Origin of the sequence: Protofrankia sp. Cj3 (assembly GCF_917627355.1) — a bacterium.
Taxonomy (GTDB): Bacteria; Actinomycetota; Actinomycetes; order Frankiales; family Frankiaceae; genus Protofrankia.
Genome location: NZ_CAKJTR010000202.1, coordinates 1 through 3,225, shown reverse-complemented (window position 1 = coordinate 3,225; position 3,225 = coordinate 1). Strand labels below are relative to the sequence as shown.

Here is a 3,225-nt window from a genome sequence, read left to right as displayed (position 1 = left end):
GGGCGTGTTTCGAAAGCCAGCTGTCCGGCTCGCCACGCCCAGGCGGCCCCTGGCCGCGTTCTCGGCCACACCGGTACAGCTCTCCGGTATCGGTCTGGCCCGCGGCCGTGCCAGGAACCACCTGGACGCGGCTCCCTGATCGAACGACGACTTCCCAAACACGCCGTAGGCGGCCGACGCCGTCCCACCTGTTCTGTGAGCGAGCGGGCTCACGCTGGGGCCGCGCTCGTTCCCGCGCTTCCCGCCGCGATCCATCCCAGGAAGTCTCGTCCCCAAACATCCTCCCACGGTGAAGGCCTTTCGCCGTCTCGTCCCGGTGCGGGTATGTCGGGCACCAGACAGCCGCGTCGCGCGGAATACCGGCAAGGCGGCAAGGCAGCTCCTCCGTCGACGCTGCGGGGGCTGTTGACCTGCGAAGGAAGGCTTCCCGGGAAAACATGTGCCTCGCCGGCCAGCGGCTGGCGGCCGGGAACGATACGACGGGGATACGTACAACTGCGTATGGCACCGCCAGCCCGTTGTTGGTGTTCTGTATCCCAACGTCATCCGGCTCGGCTGGTAAGCGACAGGGAACATCGTAGCTAATCATCCGGGCCAGTCTGAGAGGGGCTGCCATGCCTACCGTGCCAGTACCGCTCGTACCCGCGCCCAGGGTCCCCATTCCCATCAGCCGACTGGGGGACGGGGCTGATTTCAGGGCGCAGGCCAACAGCGATCAGACAGTCACACTATGGGATTTCTTTCGCGGGAATCTCGATGAGCTGCGGCGGAGCGGTCTATACCGCGAATTCATTCCCTGTTCGCATATTACTGCCGAGCGCGGATATGCGATGAACGGTGAGCGGAAGGTGCAGATCTGGTGCAGTAACGACTATCTGGGCCTGAGCCAGCATCCTGCGGTCGTGCAGGCACAGATTGCCTCCACCCGGGAGCACGGCACCGGCAGCGGCGGGTCGAGAAACATCGCGGGCAGCAGTGCGGCGCATGTCGAGCTGGAAACCAGGCTCGCCGCCTGGCACGGCAAAGAGCGTGCGCTGATCTTCTCGAGCGGTTACGTGGCGAATTTCGAGACGCTGAGCACGCTGATTGCCGCGGTGCCGGGCATTGTTGTCTTCTCCGACGCGAACAACCACCGTTCGTTGATCGAGGGGATCAGCCGCTCCGGCGCGCGGAAGCAGGTCTTCCCGCACAACGATCTCGACGCGCTCGAGAAGGGGCTCGCCGGATACGGCCGCGATCATCCCAAGTTGATTGTTTTCGAGTCGGTGTACTCCATGGACGGTGACCTCTCGCCCGTCTCCGCGATCTGCGATCTTGCGGAGCGGTACGGTGCGATCACGTTTCTGGACGAGACCCACGCGATCGGGATCAAGGGAGACACCGGCGCTGGTCTGTGCCAGGAGCTGGGCGAGCGCCGGCCGACATTCATCCAGGGTGTGTTCGGTAAGGCGATCGGCACCGTCGGTGGGTACGTCGCCGGACCGGACAGCGCACTCGACTATGTCCGCTCCCACGCGCCGGGGCTCATCTTCACCACCGCATTGCCCCAGGCGATTCTGGACGCGACGCTCAAAGGCCTGGAACTCATCCAGCAAGGGGCTGATCTCAGAAAAAGCCTGCTGGATAATGTGCGGCACCTGAAGAACGCACTGCGTGTTGCGGGTATCGAGTTCATCGACGCGGACAGTCATCTTGTACCGGTCATGGTGCGCGGGGAAGAACGCGTGCGGCGGGTATCGCAACGGCTGCTCGATGACCACGGAATCTACCTCACCCCGGTGAACTTCCCCTCTGTTCCCAGGGGGGCGGAGCGTTTCCGGGTCACGGTCGCTCCATATCGGACGGCAGAGCAGGTCAATCATTTCGTCACCGCGTTGCAACATGCCCTGGCCGACAGCTAGCAGCTAGCGGAGGAGGAATCATGCGGATCAGCGACATCACACCGTTCATCGGCGCCGAACTCGCCGACACCACCTATGCGGATCTCATTCAACCGGATGTGTTCGCCGAGCTTGTCAGGGTGCTGCGGGAGCGTGAGCTTGTTGTGGTCAGAGGCCTGGAGCTGACGCCGCGGCAGCAGATAAACCTGGCTTCGTGCCTCGGCAGACCGGTGCCCTTCGTCATCGAGAAATATCGGCACCCGGAGTTCATCGAAATCATGATCTCCTCGAACGAGGTCAAGAACAACAAACCGGTCGGGGTGGCCCGGGTGGGCAATTTCTGGCACCAGGACTCGTCTTTCATCGCGAACCCCGCGCCGTACACGATGCTGCATGGTGTGACTGTCCCGTCGACCAGCGGCCACACCCTGCTTGCCAACGCGGCGGATGTCTACGACCGCATGCCGCGGGAATGGCAGGAGAAAATCGAAGGACGTATCGGGCTGGCCTCGGTCGCCAAACGTCTGCGGATCCGACCGGAGCACGTCGGTCTGTCCGTCGCCGAGTTCCGGGCGCTCGCCGACATCGAGCACCCGAAAGTGGAGCACCCGCTGGTGAAAGTGGACCCGTTCACCAAGCGCAAGTACCTCTACGGCTCGCCGGAGTACCTGGATTCGGTCATCGGTTTCGACGCCAACGAGAACGAGGCGTTCTTCGCGGTGATCAATTCGTTGCTGCGGGATGAGGAGCACGTCTACACCCACCGCTGGACGCGGAACGATCTCGTTATCTGGAAGACCGCGACGACGTACCACGCGGCGACCGAGGTCGAGCCAGGCGCGGCCCGGACGGTGCACCGGATCAGTATCGAATCAGCAGATTGATGGGCGGCATCGTCGACTTCGAGATCCGGCTGGCGCGGTCTCGGATGAGTGTGCACGATATGTCCGCGGCGTCTGGGGCCAGTGCTGCCGATATTCGGGAGATCACGCACTGCGAAGAAATTCCTACGCTTGGGAACGACGAGCAGGCGTGGCAGCTCGCGGTCGAGGCGGCCAGGGCGGTGATGCATCGCACGCCGGCCCCGCCGGCGGAGATCCGACAAGTGATCTTTGCTGGTTCCGGCGAGTGGGACGTCTCGTTCTGGTCCCCAGCGGCCAAAGTCGCCAGTGAGCTCGGGATCGACCGGGCGCACTGCTTTGAGGTGACGAACTTCTGCAACGCCGGGATGACCGCGATCCAGATCGCTCTTGACAAGATCGCGACGCGGGGCTCCGGGCGCAGCCTGGTTCTCATCGGTGACCGGCTGAGCAGGATGGTCGACTACGCCGACATGAGTTCGAAG

General features: G+C 63.5%; 2 protein-coding genes and 1 pseudogene. All 3 read left to right on the top strand.

The genetic code is table 11. The features are described 5' to 3' along the window. Window positions 1–659 precede the first annotated feature (659 nt). Complete coding sequence (hemA, locus tag MJ783_RS19985) at window positions 660–1,901, top strand: 5-aminolevulinate synthase (protein WP_370651730.1); 1,242 nt, start codon at window positions 660–662, stop codon at window positions 1,899–1,901. Between the two features lie 20 nt (window positions 1,902–1,921). Continuing rightward, window positions 1,922–2,764 carry a TauD/TfdA family dioxygenase gene (locus MJ783_RS19980; protein WP_239312602.1) on the top strand — a complete coding sequence of 281 codons (843 nt, stop codon included), beginning with the start codon at window positions 1,922–1,924 and terminating at the stop codon, window positions 2,762–2,764. Then, a pseudogene (locus MJ783_RS19975) lies at window positions 2,764–3,225 on the top strand (3-oxoacyl-ACP synthase); the annotation flags it as partial. The gene MJ783_RS19980 and the pseudogene MJ783_RS19975, both read left to right, overlap by 1 nt.